Below are 15,445 nucleotides of genomic sequence, written 5' to 3'. Positions count from 1 at the left end.
ACGTGTCGTGCGCCGTGAATCAGGCGCGAAAAAAAGCCCGGCGTGTGCCGGGCGCGATTGAATGCTCTGGGTCAGTCCTGCCCGGCAGGCTTGGCCAGATCCGGAGGCAGCTTGCGCAGTGTCGCCGGCGTGCGCGACAGCTTGATCGGAGAGCCCACGCCGCGGTAGCTGCCCTGTTCCAGCACCATGCCGCGATGGCGGGTGTGGGGATGCGCCAGCGCCTGGTCCACCGTCTGCACGGCGGCCGCGGGCACGCCGGCCCGCAGCAGGCGGTCGGCCAGGGCGGCGGCGTCGTGCTTCGCGAGCAGGGCGGACAGGTCGTCGCGCAGCGCCGGCCGGTTGCTGAGGCGGTCCGCATTCGTGGCATAGCGCGGATCTTCCGCCAGCCAGCCGGCGTCCAGCACTTGCGCCAACATCGCAAACTGGCGGTTGTTGCCCACGGCAAGAAACACCGGGCCGCTGGCGGTGGGCAGGGTTTCATAGGGAGCGATGTTGGGATGCGCGTTGCCACTGCGCTGGGGCACCTTGCCGCTGTAGAAGTAATTGGGCGCATGCGGGTGCAGCAGCGACAGCGCGCAGTCGTACAGCGTGATGTCCAGGAACTGCCCCAGCCCGCTGCGCGTGCGCTCGTTCAAGGCGAGCAGGATGGCGACGGCCGCGTTCAGCCCCGTCACCATGTCCACGACGGGCAGGCCGACTCGCGTCGCCTCGCCGTCGGCCTCACCGTTCACGCTCATCAGGCCGCACATCGCCTGCGCGCAGGCGTCATAGCCGGGTAGTCCGCCAAGCGGGCCGTCGGAGCCGAAGCCGCTGACGCGGCAGTGGATGAGCGCGGGGAACGCCTGCTTCAGTTCTTCGTAGCCCAAGCCCCACTTTTCAAGCGTGCCGGGCTTGAAGTTTTCCACCAGCACGTCGGCGTCGGCCAGCAGATGCCGCAGCAACTCCTGGCCCGCCGCCTGCGACAGGTCCAGCGTCATTCCGTCCTTGTTGCGATTCACGCCGACAAAGTACGAGGCCGTCTCGCCCAGGAAGGGCGGGCCCCAGCCGCGCGTTTCGTCGCCGCCGGGCGGCTCGATCTTCAGCACGTCGGCGCCGTGGTCCGCCAGGATCTGCGTGCAGTAGGGGCCGCCCAGCACGCGGGACAGGTCGATCACCTTGCAGCCCGCCAGGGCGCCGGCGTTGGGTAGGGTATGGGCCATGGGTTTTCAGCTTCAATCGATGGATACGTTGGCGCTCTTGATGAGTTCGCGCCACTTGGGAACTTCAGTGCTGATGAACGTGGACAGGCCCTGAGGCGTCTTGTCCTGCGCTTCGACGATGCCTTGCGTGCGCAGGGTCTGCTCGACGGCCGGGTCGGACAACGCGGTCTTGAACGCCTGGTTCAATGTATTGACGACGTCGGCAGGAGTGCCCTTGGGCGCCACGATGCCGAAGAAGACGCTCACGTCGTAACCCGCCAGCCCCTGTTCGGACAGCGTGGGCAGGTCCGGCAGCGCGTCGGAACGCTGCGCGCTCGCCAGCCCGATGGCGCGCAGCTTGCCCGCCTTGACGTAGGGCAGCGCGGTCAGGATGTCGGTGAAAGACATCGACACCTGGCCGCCCAGCAGGTCGTTCAGCGCGGGGCCCGTGCCCTTGTACGGGATGTGCATGATCTTGGTGTCGGCCATGCGATTGAACAGGATGCCGGCCAGGTGCGACGACGCGCCGTTGCCCGATGAGGCGTAGCTCAGCTTGTCGGGATTCTTGCGCGCGTAGGCGATCAGCTCTTGCAGATTGTTGGCCGGCACCGACGGATTCACGACCAGGATGTTGGGCAGGTGGCCGATGCGGATGATGGGCGCGAAGCTGGTCTCGGGGTTGTAGCCCTGGTTCTTGTAGAGGCTGACATTGATCGCCAGCGGGCCCGACGTGCCGAACAGGATGGTGTAGCCGTCGGGCTTGGCGGCGGCGACGTATTCGGAACCGATGTTGCCGCCGGCGCCGCTGCGGTTTTCAACGATGACGTTCTGCTTGAGCGGTTCGCGGAGCTTTTCGGCCAGGCGGCGCGCCAGGGCGTCGGTGGGACCGCCCGGCGGGAAAGGCACGACCAGCGTGACGGGCCGGGCGGACGGGTAGGCGTCCGCGGCGACGGCCGGGGCGGCGATGGCGGCGGCGGCCGCCAGCATCAGGGGGGCGAAGTAGCGTTTCATGCTTGTCTCCAGTGGATGGCGCGCCGGCTGTGCCGCCGGCGTCGGGTTATAGCGGATACGGCGGCGCGCGTTACAGCGCGTACTGCAGGATCGCGCGGCAGGCCGCGCTTTCGTCAGGGGGGATGGCATAGGGATCGCGCGGCGTCAGGCGGTGCAGCAACACCTGGTCGGCCAGTCGGGCCCGGCTCTCCAGGCCGGCGCCAGTGGCTTCCCAGCGCAATGCGGCCATCGATACGGCGTGATAGAGCAGCGAAGCCGCCTGGCGGGCCAGTTCGGCGTGGTCGCCATCCGCGGCGTGCCGGGCCAGAGCATAAGTCTGCTCCAGGGCGCGGGCCTGCGCATCGGCCAGATCGGGCGGGCAGGGCACGCCGTCGGCCAGCAAGCGGTCGATGTGGCTGCGCAGCGCGGGCAGCGAGTTTTCTTTCTTGATGGCGCGCAGCACGTCCAGGGCGACGATGTTGCTGGTGCCTTCCCAGATGGAGCCCAGGTGCGCGTCGCGAACCAGCCGGGGCTCGGTCCATTCCTCGATGTAGCCGCAGCCGCCGCGCACTTCCATGGCGTCGCCGGTGACCTTGCGCGCATCGCGGCAGGCGCGGAACTTGATCAGGGGCGTAAGGATGCGGGCGAGGGCGGGATCGGCCGCGCCCTGATCCGCATCAGCCAGCGCGCGGGCCGTCTGGAACATGACGCTGCGCGCCTGTTCCGCCCACACCGTCATCTTCACAAGCTGGCGCTGCATCAGCGGCATGTCGATCAGGCGCTTGCCGAAGGCGCGGCGGTGCTGCGACACGTAGACGGCCTCGGTCACGGCGCGGCGCATCAAGCCGGCGGCGCGCATGCCGTTGGACAGGCGCGAGTTGTTGATCATGTCGGCCATGTGCTTGAAACCACGGCCGCGTTCGCCCACCAGCCACGCCACCGCGCCTTCCAGGCGGATTTCGCCGCTGGCCATGGAGCGGGTGCCCAGCTTGTCCTTCAGGCGCAGGATGCGGTAGTGGTTGTGCGTGCCGTCCGCCAGGTCGCGCGGCAAGAGGAAGAGCGACACGCCCTTCAAGCCGGGCTGCGGCTCGCTGCGCGCCAGCACCATGGCAAAGCCCGCATCCGGATTCGAGCAGAACCACTTGTCGCCGTGAATGCGCCAGGTGCCGTCATCCTGGGCTTCGGCCGTGACCTCGGTGGCGCTGACGTCCGAGCCCGCGCCCTGTTCCGTCATGAACATGGCGCCCTGGCGCAGCGTATCGAAGTCCTGCGACGTGACCTGCGGCAGCACGCGCTCGACCAGCGCGGGATCGCCGAACTTGCGCAGCGTGCGCGCCAGCGAGTCGGTCATGCTGACGGGGCAGCACAGGCCGAATTCCGCCTGCACGAAGAGATGGCTGAGCGCATATTTGGCGGCGGCCGGCATGGGCTCGGGCCAGCCCAGCACGCCGCCGCGGTGCGACAGGGCGGCCAGGCCGAATTCGCTGTACGCCAGGCGTTCCAGCTCTACGTACGCCGGATGCTTGTCGATGCGGGATTCATCCGTGCCCGCGCGGCTGCGCACCGACAGCGTGGGCGGGTGCTTGTCCGCCACGGACGCCAGTTCGTCCATGACTCCGCCGGCCAGCTCGCCCAGGCGGCCCAGATGGGGCAGCAGGTGATCGTGCAGGGCGGAGGGCAGGTACAGGCGGCTGAGCGCCTTGGCATAGGGATCCGCGTCGAACAGATTCAACCCCCGGGAGTCCGGGACGGGCGTGGTGGTGGCGGCAACGGGCATGACGGGGGTATCCATGACGGCATCCTGGGGTCGAATCGGGGGATGTCCCATGGTGCGGGGCTTGATCAATCTACTCAAATACTGTTTTGATGTAGATCAATCCAAAAAAAATATAGAAGCCAAATCGAGGAGGACGCCGTGGATCTTGATCCGCGCCTATTGCGCTACTTCATTGCGGTGGCGGAGGAACGGCACTTCAGCCGGGCCGCCGAGCGCCTGCACATCTCCCAGCCGCCCCTCAGCTACGCCATCCGCCAACTTGAGGAAAACGTGGGCGCCCGCCTGCTGGCCCGTACCAGCCGCCATGTGGAGCTGACCGACGCTGGAACGGTGCTCTACCGCGAGGCGCTCATCGTGCTGCGCCAGGCGCAGGAAGTGCGCACGCTGGTGCGCCAGGTGGATGCGGGCCTGCGCGGCCGCCTGCGCATCGGCTTCGTCGGATCCATGTTGTATCGGGGACTGCCCGCGCTGCTGAACGCCATGCGGGCGGAACTGCCGGACGTGGAGCACGTGCTGACGGAGCTGAACTCGCACGACCAGATCGAAGCCGTGCGGCGGGGCGAACAGGATCTGGGCTTCATCCACGCCAATCCGGTGCCGGAAGGCGTGCAGGCGCGCGACCTGCTGGCCGAGCCTTTCGTCGTGTGCCTGCCCGACGCCCACCCGCTGGCAAGCCGCCAGACGCTTGAACTGGCGGACCTGGCGCAGGACGATTTCGTGTTCTTTGCGCGCGCGGCGTCGCCCAGTTATTACGAGACGGTGCTGTCGATGTGCGTGTCGGCCGGCTTCATGCCGGCGATCCGGCACGAGGTGCGCCATTGGCTCAGCGTGGCGTCGCTGGTGTCGCAGGGGCTGGGGGTGTCCATCGTGCCGGCGTGCCTGTCGCGCAGCGGGCTGGCGGGCACGCGATTCATCGCGTTTGAACACCAGGCGCGGTCGATAAGCCAGGTGATATGGCCCGAGGCGGCGCGCTCGCCCTTGCAGGAGCGCGCCGTGGCGCTGGTGGCGCGGGAATTCCCGTCCCTGGGCCCGCAGGCCCCCGCAAAGGCGTGAGGATCAGCGGAAGACGACGGTCTTGTTGCGGTTCAGCAGGATGCGGTGCTCGACATGGCTGCGCACCGCGCGCGACAGCACCAGGGATTCGATGTCGCTGCCCACTTGCGTCAGATCCTGGGCGGTCATGGTGTGATCGACGCGTTCGATGTCCTGATCGATGATCGGGCCTTCGTCCAGGTCCGAGGTCACGTAGTGGGCGGTGGCGCCGATGATCTTCACGCCGCGCGCATGCGCCTGGTGATAGGGACGCGCGCCCTTGAAGCTGGGCAGGAAGCTGTGGTGGATGTTGATCGCGCGGCCGTTCAGCGCGCGGCACATGTCGGCGGACAGGATCTGCATGTAGCGCGCCAGCACCACCAGATCGATGTTCGCCTTGTCGACGATGTCGAGCACCTGCTTTTCCTGCTCCAGCTTGGTGTCGGGCGTGACGGGCAGATAGTGGAACGGGATGCCGTAGGACGCCGCCAGGCTGGCGTAGTCGTTGTGATTGGAGACGATGGCCGCCACTTCCGCATGCAGGTGACCGCTGTGCACGCGGAACAGCAGGTCGTTCAGGCAGTGGCCCTGCTTGCTGACCATGATCAGCAGCCGCTCCTTGCGGCGGGCGTCGTGCAGCTTGAGTTCCATGCCGTATTCCGCGGACATCGTGTCCAGACGGCCGCGCAGGTCGTCGGCGGACACGCTGACGGGCAGGTCGAAGTGCACGCGCAGGAAGAAGCGGCCGGTCTCTTCGTCGCCGAACTGCTGCGAATCGAGGATGTTGCAACCCAGTTCGAACAACAGGCCGCTGACGCGGTAGACGATGCCGGTGCGGTCAGGGCAGGACAGGGTCAGGATGTAGTCGTTGTGCTGCATGGCGGGGATGGCTGAATTGGAAAAAGGTGAGGTCGGGCGGGATCAGGCGGACAGGCGCGCCAGGGTTTCTTCCGCCAGGGCCAGGCTGGAGGTCAGCCCGGGGGATTCAATGCCGAACAGGTTTACCAGGCCACGCACGCCGTGCACGGCGGGGCCGGCGATGACGAAGTCGGCGGCCGGTTCGTGCGGGCCGGAGATCTTGGGCCGGATGCCGGTGTATCCGGGCGCCAGCGCGCCGTCGGGCAGGGCCGGCCAGTAGCTGCGCACGGCTTCATAGAAGACGTCTGCGCGCGACGGATCCAGCGTGTAGTCCTCGGTGCCGACCCATTCGGTGTCCGGGCCGAACTTGGCCTGTCCACCCATGTCCAGGGTCAGGTGCACGCCCAGGCCGGCGTGCTGGGGCACGGGGTAGATCAGGCGCGAGAACGGCGCGCGGCCGGACAGCGTGAAGTAGCTGCCCTTGCACAGATAGTCGGTCGGGATGCTGGCTGCCGGCACGCCGTCGATGCGGCGCGCCAGCGCGGGCGCTTGCAGGCCGGCCGAATTGATCAGCACGTTGCACGTCAGGCTCATGGCCTCGTCGCCGCCGAATTGCAGCTCGAAGCCGCCTTCGGGGCGGACGCGTCCCGACACCAGCGGGGTATGGAACACGCATTGGGCGCCCGCGTTTTCGGCGTCGCCCTGGAACGCCAGCATCAGCGCGTGGCTGTCCACGATGCCGGTGGACGGCGACACCAGCGCCGCCGTGCACTGCAGGGCGGGTTCCAGGCGCATGGCCTCGTCGCCCGAGATGTACTGCAGATCGTCCACGCCGTTGGCGCGGGCGCGCTGCGCAATGCTTTCCAGCTGCGCCGCCTGCTCCGGCGTGGTTGCCACGATAAGCTTGCCCATACGCTTGTGGGGCACGCCTCGCTCGGCGCAATAGGCATAGAGCAGGTGCTTGCCGCGCACGCAGAGACGAGCCTTCAGGCTGCCAGCAGGGTAATAGATGCCCGCGTGGATGACCTCGGAATTGCGCGAGCTGGTGCCGGTTCCGATGGCCTCGGTGGCCTCGGCCACCAGCACTTCGCGACCCGACTGGGCAAGGGCCCGGGCGATCGCCAGGCCCACCACGCCGGCGCCAATGACGACGCAATCGATATCGACATTCATGAATTGGCGTCCTTGGAGCGCGCGCCGGCCGGCGTCAGATCGAAGCCGCCCGCGTGAAACACCAGGGGCGGCTCGCCGCTATGACCGCAACGTTCGACTTCCCCGACCATGATGACGTGATCTCCCTCGACGTAGCGGCTGCGGTTGCGGCATTCGAACCAGGCCGCGCAATGCGGGTCCAGCATGGGCGTGCCGCCCGGCGCATGATGCACTTCAAGTCCGGCGTAGCGATCCGGCGTCTTGCCGGTGGCGAAGCGGCGCGCCAGCGCAATCTGGTGCGCGCTGAGCACGTTCACGACGTAGCGCTCGCATTGCTCGAAGGCAGCCATCGACGACGAACCCAGCGACAGACTCCACAGCACCAGCGGCGGATTCAACGATACCGAGTTGAACGAACTGACCGTCAGGCCGATGGGGGCGCCGTCCAGGCCGGCGGTCGTCACAACCGTCACGCCGGTGGCGTAGCGGCCCAGTGCGGTGCGGAAAAAGGCGGAGTCGAAATCAGGGACGGAGGCGGGCATGCAGTAGTCAATTCAGACGGGCCCGCAAGGGCCCGGCTTTCAGGGCATCTCGGTTCAGGGCGCCCGGATTCGGGAAGGCCCGGACGGGGACGCCCGGTCAAGGACGCCCGGTCAGGGGCGCCCGGTTGTGGGGGGCGCCCGTCAGGGCGACAGGCGTTCGATCTTCCAGGTGGGACCGTCCGCGACGTAGCGCAGGCGGTCGTGCAGGCGAGACGGCCGGCCTTGCCAGAATTCCATGGCGGTCGGCTTCAGGCGGTAGCCGCCCCAATGCGGCGGACGCGGCGGCTGTTCGCCGAAGCGCTCGCGGAATTCCTTTTCGCGGGCTTCCAATTCTTCACGGGTGATGGGCTGGCTCTGGCGCGAGGCCCATGCGCCAATGCGCGAACCGGCCGGTCGGCTGTGATAGTAGGCGTCCGACTCTTCGCCCGGCACCTTTTCGACCACGCCTTCGATCCGGACCTGGCGTTCCAGCGGCTGCCAGAAGAACAGCAGGCAGGCGCGCGGCTCGGCTTGCAGGTCCAGGCCCTTGCGCGATTCGTAATTGGTGAAGAACGTGAAGCCCTGCTCATCGAAGCCCTTGATCAGGACGATGCGGGCGCTGGGCTGGCCGTTGGCGTCCACCGTGGCCAGGGTCATGGCGTTGGGTTCCGGGACTTTGGACGCCAGGGCTTCGTCGAACCAGCGGGCGAATTGCTCAAACGGAGACGCGGCTGCCTGGGTTTCCAGCAGCACGTTCTTTTCGTAGCTTTGACGCAGATCAGAGACGGACATGGGGGCTTGGGGTTCAGCGTTGATAACAGGAAGTTTATACCGCCTGGAAGCCCGGCTCTCCATTGACCCCGCTCAGGCCCCGGGCAAGTCCGGGGCACCGATACTGCAGCGACCTTTCAGGCGCCTTCGGGCAGGGGGCGGCCGTCCAGCTCGAGCCGGCGGGCGATGGCGTCCAGCCGGGCGTCGTGGATGCCGGCGGCGCGCAGGGCCTGGGCCGTCTGCACGACGTAGTCGGTGCAAGGGCCGTAGCGCCCTGCGGCGCGGCGCACGATCGCCAACAGCTCCGCTTCGGGCAGCGCCCGGATGTAAGCGGGATTGCTGCGGTTCATGATGAAGACCAGCGCGCGCACGACGCCCTGGTCCGTGGCGCAATTGATCCAGCGCGGCAAGTAGGCGCCTGTGGACATCTCGCGCTCCCAGAGCGCGGGGAAATAATTGGGGACCTGGTCGCCGGCCAGACGGTACACGACGCCGCGGCACGAGCCGCCGCGGTCCAGGCCAAATACCAGGCCCGGGCACTCCGGCGTGCCGCGGTTCACCCGCGACCACAGGCACAGCGCCCGATGGTGGCCGCGCAGCGTCGCCAGGCGTCGCTCCATGAAGTCGAAGTCCGGCCGCCAGATAAGCGACCCATACCCATAGACCCACACGTCTTCGCCCGCCTGCCAATGCCGAAGTGCGTCGTCGAGCGAGGCTTGCCGTTCTTCGGGAGTCCAAAGGCGAAAGGGCAGGGCGGCGCCGGAAATGTTCGAGGCGGGCGGGGATGACTGCATGTTCACAACTACTTGTTCCGTTCAGGCTCGTGCGGGGGATTGCGATTGACCCACCCCCCGGCCATCAAGGCCACGGAATAGGCCCAGAACAGCGGGGCAACCCCAATTACCGCACCCAGCGCGCCGAAGGTCAACGGCAGCGACACCTGCGAGCCGTTGATCAGCGCCATGCGCAGGCCCACGGCCTCGGCCGCGCGGCCGGGCGGGGAATGCTGATGCAGCAGGGAAAGCATGCTCGGCTGGCAGCAGCCGAGCGCCAGGCCCAGGATGAAAGACAGCACGATCAGGACGGTAACGTCCGTGAACAGCGGATAAAACATGAAATCGATCGCCGCCGTGGCCATCGCCACGCGCACCAGCGTCCAAGACCGCACGCGGCGCTGGATGAGGGGGAGAACCAGGCGAATGACGAAAGTTGCCGCCGCGAACGAGGCAAGAATGACGCCGATCGTGGTGGCGGACAGCCCGATCGCGACGCCAAAGATCGGCACCACGAACAGGTGAGTGTCCCAGGCGCCGGACAGAATGGTGTTGACCATCAGGATGCGGCGCAGGGCGGGCACGGCCAGCAATTCCGTCACGCGGCGGCGCTGGGCTTCGCGCGCGCCCGTGATGGCGGCGTCGACGGCCTTCAATTGGTGCCGCAACACGTACAACCCGCCGGCCGAGAGCAGCGGACCGAGGGCCAGAATGCCGAACGCCACGCGCGTTCCAAGGTGGTCGATCGCCAGGCCCGCGATAAGGGGGCCGGAGAAGCCGGAGCCCGCCAACGCGAGGGACATGAAGGAAAAATTGCGCAGCCGCTGTTCGGGTTCGGCATGGCCCAGCAGGTCTTGCGTGGCAACCTGGTGCAGCATGAAGCCGATGCCGATACAGCACGACGCGACCAGAAGGGCTAGCTGTGTCTGCGAGATAAAGGGCAGAAGCGTGCCGATAGCGACCAAAGTGGTCCCAATGACCAAGGGGCGCACAATGCCGACCCGGTCCACCCAGCGTCCCGCCCGCACCGAAAACAGCATGGGCAGCACCGCAAACACCGCCACCAGCGTGCCCACCTTGAACGTGGACAGGCCCATCTGCAGCGCGGTCAGGGATACGGTAATCCGTCCCCCTGTCAACGCCACGTGATTCATCATTGCCAGCAGGCACAAAAGCACCGCCCCGGAAAATTCCGGGGAACTGGATGGCGAGGAGGGGGATCTGTGAGAGGTAGACACGGCTTAACTGCGTTCATTCTGTTCGTAACATCGCCCTATGTCGAGCAGGGGGATTTTTGTGCTGCGTCAAACAGTGACTAGTCACTGCGCGGAGATAGCGTTCATCTAGAAGCCAAGTCATGTGCTTACGGGGCAAGATGACGGCACGTTCGGCGCAGGTGCGGTAAAAGGGTTCCTGGCCCTCATGCGAACGCGTTGTATCGTTCGCGCAACGGAGTAATCCTTGGGTTAGCCACCCGCCTTACCGTTTTTCACGTTTCGCAGGTCTGCCGGCAATCGTTTGAAACCGTCTGCCGTTTAGGATGTGCAGGCTTTCGGGGCCAGTCCCCGTTGCCGACGCCGTCATTTGCCAGCATTACGGCGCCACCGGCGGCGCCCCGCCGTCCCTTTCGTCCAGTTCCATGAAAAAGTCCCGCAGCAAGTTCAAGCGCTACGCCCTGATAGCCGCATTCCTTTTGCTTCTCGCTTTCGCCGGCAGAGCCGCGTTTTTCTCGGCGCTTCCGCCGCCGACGTTCGCCGTCGCCGAGGTCACTCGCGCGGACCTCGAAGACAGCGTGCTGGCCAGCGGCACGATCGACGCCATCGAGCGGGTCAGTGTGGGCGCGCAGGCCACCGGCCAATTGAAGTCCCTGAAAGTGGCGCTGGGCGACCGGGTCAAGAAGGGCCAGCTTGTCGCAGAGATCGACGACCTGACCCAGCAGAACGAGCTGCGCAACGCCGAGGCGGCCTTGCAGACGCGGCGCGCCGAACGGGCGGCCAAGGTCGCCATGCTGAAGCAGGCCGAACTTGCCTTCAAGCGGCAGCGCATGATGCTGGCGGCCGACGCCAGTTCGCGCGAGGCCTATGAATCCGCCGAGGCCACGCTGGGCGTCACCCGCGCGGAGATCGCCTCGCTGGACGCGCAGATCGCCCAGGCCGAGATCCAGGTCGACACCGCCCGCGTCAACCTGGGCTACACCCGGATCGTCTCGCCCATCGACGGGATGGTGGTGGCCGTGGTCACCAAGGAAGGCCAGACCGTCAACTCGATCCAGAGCGCGCCCACCATCATCAAGGTGGCCCAGGTGGACACCATGACGATCAAGGCGCAGATCTCCGAAGCGGACGTGACACGAGTCAAGACCGGCCTGCCCGTCTACTTCACCATCCTGGGCGAGCCCGACGAGCGCTACCGCGCCACGCTGCGCGCGGTGGAGCCCGCACCGGATTCCATCCAGAAGGACGACGCGACCTCGTCCCTGACGTCGTCCACCAGCACGTCGACCAGCGCCGCCGTCTACTACAACGGCCTGTTCGACGTGCCCAACCCCGACGAAAAGCTCCGAATCTCCATGACCGCGCAGGTCTTCATCGTGCTGGGCGAGGCCAAGAACGCCGTGGTGGTGCCCGCGTCGGCGCTGGGCAAGCGGGGCTCGGACGGCCGCTACGAGGTCCGCGTAGTGTTGCAGGACAACAAGACCGAGACGCGACAGGTCCGTATCGGCATGAACAACAACGTACAGGCGCAGGTGCTGGAAGGCCTGGAGGTGGGCGAGCGCGTCGTGTCGGCGGATTCCACGCCGGCCGTCGCGAAACCGGGGGCCTGACATGGACGGCCCCCTGATTTCCCTGTCCGGGGTGCGCCGCGAGTTCCCCGCCGGCGACCAGACCATTGCCGTCCTGAAGGACATCAACCTCACCATCGAGGCTGGAGAAATGGTGGCCATCGTGGGCGCGTCCGGATCGGGCAAGTCCACGCTGATGAACATCCTGGGCTGCCTGGACCGCCCCACGCGCGGCGACTACAAGGTCGGCGGGCGCAGCACCGGCGCGCTGGACCCGGACGAGCTGGCGGAACTGCGCCGGGAACACTTCGGATTCATTTTCCAGCGCTACCACCTGCTGGCCGACCTGAGCGCGCAGGGCAACGTGGAAGTGCCCGCCGTCTATGCGGGCAAGCGCCGCGAGGCGCGGCTGGCGCGGGCGGCGGACCTGCTTGCGCGCCTGGGATTGGCCGACCGATCCGAGCACCGGCCGGGCCAGCTTTCCGGCGGCCAGCAGCAGCGCGTCAGTATCGCGCGGGCGCTGATGAACGGCGGCGACATCATCCTGGCCGACGAACCGACCGGCGCGCTGGACACGCACACCGGCCAGGAAGTGCTGCGCATCCTGGAAGAGCTGAACGCGGCCGGCCACACCATCATCATCGTCACGCACGACATGAACGTGGCGCGCCATGCGCAGCGCATCATCGAGATCAGCGACGGCGAGATCGTCGCGGACAAGCGCAACCCGGAGGCGGCGCGCCGCGCCGCGACGAAGGACGAGCCGCCTGCGTTGGCGCAACGCCCGGCATGGCAGGCCTACCTGGACCGCTGCGGCGAAGCGCTGCGGATGGCGCTGCTGGCCATGAACGCGCACCGGCTGCGCACATCGCTGACGATGCTGGGCATCATCATCGGCATCGCCGCCGTGGTGTCGGTGGTGGCGTTGGGCGAAGGCTCGCGGCGCAAGATCCTGGAAGACATCAGCGCAATCGGCACCAACACCGTCGAGGTCTTTCCCGGCAAGGACTTCGGGGACGAAAAAGCGGTCAACATCCGCACCCTCGTGCCGGCGGACGCCGACGCGCTGTCACGCGAATCCTACGTGGACAGCGTCACGCCGGAAGTGGCCACCAGCAACACGCTGCGCTTTCGCAACGTGTCCGTGAACGGGTCCATCCAGGGCGTCGGCGAACAGTATTTCCGCGTGCGCGCGATCAAGCTGGAGCAAGGCAAGTTCTTCGACGAGACCAGCGTTGCCCGCCGCGCGCAGGAAGTGGTGATCGACGAGGGCACGCGTCGAGCGCTTTTCGGGTCGCACACCGAGCCCATCGGCCAGGTCGTGTTCCTGGGCTCGATGCCCGCGCGCGTGATCGGCGTGACGCAGAAGAAAGACACCGTCTTCGGCAACAACGATGCGCTGAACGTATGGATTCCCTACACGACGGCGTTGTCGCGCGTGCTGGGCCAGCAGCACCTCAAGAGCATCACGGTGCGCGTCAGTGACGCGACACCGCCGACCGCCGCCGAGCAGGCCATCGTCCGCGTGCTGACACGCCGGCACGTCGTGAAGGACTTCTTCGTGTTCAACACCGACGCGGTGCGCAAGACGATCGAGCGCACCACGGCCACCATGACGCTGCTGGTGTCCCTGATCGCGCTGATTTCGCTGATGGTGGGCGGCATCGGGGTGATGAACATCATGCTGGTGTCCGTCACCGAGCGCACCCGCGAAATTGGAGTGCGCATGGCGGTGGGCGCGCGCCGCAGCGACATCATGCAGCAGTTCCTGATCGAAGCGGTGCTGGTCTGCCTGATCGGCGGCGCGGTGGGGATCCTGCTGTCATTGGGCCTGGGCGTGCTGGTGTCCAAGGCCACGGGCGGTTCGTTCCAGATGATCTATTCCACGGCATCGATGGTGGCGGCATTCACGTGCTCGACGCTGATCGGTGTGATTTTTGGCTATCTGCCGGCGCGCAACGCGGCGCGCCTGGATCCCGTCGAGGCCCTGGCCCGGGAATGATGAAAATGAAAGCGGCATTTCCCTTGTACAAACCCGCCGTGCTGGCTTTGCTGCTGGCGCTGGGCGGCTGCGGCAGCTTGCTGCGCACCGACTACGAAGCCCCGGCGACCAGCGTGCCGCCGGCCTGGACGCACGCCGCAGCGGGGAACTCGGCAAGCGCCGAGGCCTCGCTGGCCAATGGCGGCGCGTGGTGGCGCAATTTCGATGACCCCGTGCTCAACGGCCTGGTCGAGACCGCGCTGGCGCGCAACAACGACCTTGCCGCGGCGGCAATCCGCGTGCGCCGGGCTCAGTATCAGGCAGGCCTGTCGGAAGACCAGCTGTTCCCCCAGCTTGGCGGCGACGCCAACGTCTCGCGAATCCGCAACCTGTACGGCGACCGCTCGATCACGCGAGCCAATTCTGCCGAGCTGACCGTCAGTTATCAGGTGGACCTGTGGGGCAAGCTGTCGCGCCAGCGTGATGCGACGCAGTGGGAAGCGCTGGCCACCGAGCAGGACCGCCAGAGCGCCGCGCTGTCGTTGGTGGGCACGACCGCGACGCTGTACTGGCAGAAGGCCTTCATCAACCAGCGCATCGCTAGCAGCGAAGAGAGCATTGCTTACGCGCGCCGCACGCAGGACCTGGTGCGCGCGCAGTACGCCGCGGGCGGGGCGTCGGCGCTGGAACTGGCCGAGGCCGAACAGACCGTGGCCAGCCAGCAGGCGGCGCATGCGCTGCTGGTGCAGCAGCGGGTGGAATACACGAACGCGCTGACGATCCTGTTCGACGGCCCGCCGGACCGCAGCATGGCCGACCCGGCGCGCCTGCCGTCCAACGCACTGCCCGAGGCCCGCGCCGGCGTGCCGGCGGAACTGCTGGGCCGTCGGCCGGACCTGCGCGCCACGGAGATGCGCCTGCGTGAGTCGCTGGCCACCGTCGACGCCACGCGGGCCAGCTTCTATCCGCCGCTGACGCTGACTGGTGCGCTGGGAAGCTCCAGTCCCACGCTGTCCGAAGTGCTGCAGAACCCCATCGCGACGCTAGGTGCGGGTCTGACGCTGCCGTTTTTGCAGTGGAACCAGATGCAGCTGAACATCAAGATTTCGAAGGCGGACTACGAGGAACGCGTCGTCAATTTCCGGCAGTCGCTGTACCAGGCGATGGCGGACGTGGAAAACGCGCTGTCGAACAGGACGCAACTGGCGCTTCGGGCGGAACAACTGGACCTGGCCTTACGGTCTGCGCGAGAAGCCGAGCGGCTTTACGAGGTGCGGTACCGGGCTGGAGCTGTGCCGCTGAGGGACTGGCTGGATGCGCAGGAGAAGCGCCGGGTGGCGGAGATTGCCAGCGATGAGAATATGCTGAATCGGTTGGTGAATCAGGTGACTGTTTATCAGGCGCTGGGTGGGGATGATGTGGTGGCAGTTGGAGATGGTGGGCTGGCGGGGTCGGAATGATGAAGGTTAGTTGGGCGACGGCTTGGTGCTTGAGCGGGCGGGCTGGTTCTTGAGGCGGCGGGCTGGTTCTTGAGGCGGCGGGCTGGTTCTTGAGGCAGCGGGCTGGTTCTTGAGGCGCCCGGCGTGGCGTGGGCCTGGGGTGGGCGGGGCTACGATTGCGGTCCGGAGCC

At 67.0% G+C, this 15,445-nt stretch carries 13 protein-coding genes; 4 read left to right on the top strand and 9 right to left on the bottom strand.

Annotation, left to right across the window (positions count from 1 at the left end; all coding sequences use genetic code 11):
- Window positions 1-71: 71 nt before the first annotated feature.
- From RT614_RS28335 to RT614_RS28325, 3 genes are all read right to left on the bottom strand, one after another.
- Entirely contained in the window at window positions 72-1,199 is a 1,128-nt protein-coding gene (locus RT614_RS28335) for a CoA transferase (RefSeq protein WP_313625843.1), read from the bottom strand.
- Between the two features lie 12 nt (window positions 1,200-1,211).
- On the bottom strand, window positions 1,212-2,189 hold the full coding sequence (locus RT614_RS28330; RefSeq protein ID WP_313625842.1) for a tripartite tricarboxylate transporter substrate binding protein: 978 nt from the start codon (window positions 2,187-2,189) through the stop codon (window positions 1,212-1,214).
- Between the two features lie 70 nt (window positions 2,190-2,259).
- A complete protein-coding gene (locus RT614_RS28325; RefSeq protein WP_313625841.1) occupies window positions 2,260-3,960 on the bottom strand; it encodes an acyl-CoA dehydrogenase family protein in 1,701 nt (566 codons plus the stop codon).
- A gap of 123 nt (window positions 3,961-4,083) precedes the next feature.
- On the opposite strand from RT614_RS28325, the gene RT614_RS28320 reads away from it, so the two are divergent.
- Window positions 4,084-4,998 (top strand): LysR family transcriptional regulator, encoded by a 915-nt coding sequence (locus tag RT614_RS28320; RefSeq protein ID WP_313625839.1) that lies wholly within the window; start codon window positions 4,084-4,086, stop codon window positions 4,996-4,998.
- 3 nt (window positions 4,999-5,001) lie between these two features.
- Here RT614_RS28320 and purU read toward each other — a convergent pair whose 3' ends face one another.
- The 6 genes from purU to RT614_RS28290 form a co-directional block, all read right to left on the bottom strand.
- Window positions 5,002-5,856 (bottom strand): formyltetrahydrofolate deformylase, encoded by an 855-nt coding sequence (purU, locus tag RT614_RS28315; RefSeq protein ID WP_313625837.1) that lies wholly within the window; start codon window positions 5,854-5,856, stop codon window positions 5,002-5,004.
- A 42-nt stretch (window positions 5,857-5,898) separates the two neighbouring features.
- A complete protein-coding gene (locus RT614_RS28310) occupies window positions 5,899-7,008 on the bottom strand; it encodes an NAD(P)/FAD-dependent oxidoreductase (RefSeq protein WP_313625836.1) in 1,110 nt (369 codons plus the stop codon).
- Entirely contained in the window at window positions 7,005-7,529 is a 525-nt protein-coding gene (locus tag RT614_RS28305; protein ID WP_313625834.1) for a flavin reductase family protein, read from the bottom strand. Before RT614_RS28305 ends, RT614_RS28310 begins: the two co-directional genes overlap by 4 nt.
- A 141-nt stretch (window positions 7,530-7,670) precedes the next feature.
- Entirely contained in the window at window positions 7,671-8,300 is a 630-nt protein-coding gene (pdxH, locus tag RT614_RS28300) for a pyridoxamine 5'-phosphate oxidase (RefSeq protein ID WP_313625833.1), read from the bottom strand.
- A gap of 116 nt (window positions 8,301-8,416) precedes the next feature.
- On the bottom strand, window positions 8,417-9,079 hold the full coding sequence (locus RT614_RS28295; RefSeq protein WP_409558531.1) for a gamma-glutamylcyclotransferase: 663 nt from the start codon (window positions 9,077-9,079) through the stop codon (window positions 8,417-8,419).
- A 2-nt stretch (window positions 9,080-9,081) separates the two neighbouring features.
- Window positions 9,082-10,290, bottom strand: coding sequence for an MFS transporter (locus RT614_RS28290; RefSeq protein ID WP_313625829.1), 1,209 nt, complete (start codon window positions 10,288-10,290; stop codon window positions 9,082-9,084).
- Between the two features lie 401 nt (window positions 10,291-10,691).
- On the opposite strand from RT614_RS28290, the gene RT614_RS28285 reads away from it, so the two are divergent.
- The 3 genes from RT614_RS28285 to RT614_RS28275 are packed head-to-tail and all read left to right on the top strand — an operon-like array spanning window position 10,692 to window position 15,275.
- Entirely contained in the window at window positions 10,692-11,876 is a 1,185-nt protein-coding gene (locus tag RT614_RS28285) for an efflux RND transporter periplasmic adaptor subunit (protein WP_313625827.1), read from the top strand.
- 1 nt (window position 11,877) lies between these two features.
- Window positions 11,878-13,836, top strand: a complete 1,959-nt coding sequence (locus tag RT614_RS28280) for a MacB family efflux pump subunit (protein ID WP_313625825.1) — start codon at window positions 11,878-11,880, stop codon at window positions 13,834-13,836.
- A 5-nt stretch (window positions 13,837-13,841) separates the two neighbouring features.
- The gene (locus RT614_RS28275; RefSeq protein ID WP_313625824.1) at window positions 13,842-15,275 is read left to right on the top strand and encodes an efflux transporter outer membrane subunit; all 1,434 of its coding nucleotides are present in this window, start codon (window positions 13,842-13,844) and stop codon (window positions 15,273-15,275) included.
- The last annotated feature ends 170 nt before the right edge of the window (window positions 15,276-15,445 follow it).

This window comes from Achromobacter sp. (genome assembly GCF_032102605.1).
Classification (GTDB): domain Bacteria; phylum Pseudomonadota; class Gammaproteobacteria; order Burkholderiales; family Burkholderiaceae_B; genus Achromobacter.
This window is presented reverse-complemented; position numbering and strand designations above follow the sequence as displayed.